The sequence below is a fragment of the Streptomyces novaecaesareae genome, from assembly GCF_000716875.1.
Taxonomy (GTDB): Bacteria; Actinomycetota; Actinomycetes; order Streptomycetales; family Streptomycetaceae; genus Kitasatospora; species Kitasatospora novaecaesareae.
In genome coordinates this window covers 1-514 of record NZ_JNWQ01000221.1, presented here as the reverse complement: position 1 = coordinate 514, position 514 = coordinate 1, and the positions used below count along the sequence as shown (strand labels likewise).

Annotated in this window: 1 protein-coding gene; it reads left to right on the top strand. The window is 73.9% G+C overall.

The window, feature by feature from the left end; translation table 11 throughout:
- Window positions 1–79: 79 nt before the first annotated feature.
- Window positions 80–430, top strand: a complete 351-nt coding sequence (locus OP86_RS34200) for a hypothetical protein (protein ID WP_051831202.1) — start codon at window positions 80–82, stop codon at window positions 428–430.
- The last annotated feature ends 84 nt before the right edge of the window (window positions 431–514 follow it).

Here is a 514-nt window from a genome sequence, read left to right as displayed (position 1 = left end):
CGTCGGCAGCGTCAGATGTGTATAAGAGACAGCCCCCCGCCGCCGCACCGCCCTGGCCGTCACCCTCGCCCTGCTCGCCATGCTGCTCGGCGGCCTGGCCTACGGCTGCGCACCGCTACGGGCCGCCGACAGCCTCGGCTGGCTGGCTATCGCCCCTGCCGGCCTGGTCGCACTCCCGCTCGGCCGCCTGGGTGGCCGGAACCGACTGCTCCCACCCCTCGGCGCCCTCCTCGCAGCCGGCGCCCTCCTCCTCGGCCAACTGATCGAACACCTCCGCCGAGTCCAGACCGACGGCCCCACCCCCCACGACCTGCTCCACGACACCCTGGCCGCCTGGCGCACCGACCTCCGCCCCCTCGACGCCGCCTTCTACGCCATCGCCCTCATCGGCGGCTTCCTCCTCACCCGCCGCACCGCCAACCAAAACTGACCCCCCAACCCCACGGGCGCGCAGGGCGAAGGCCCGCGCGCCCGCAAAAAACACCCCCGCACCAACCCACCCACCACCCCACCC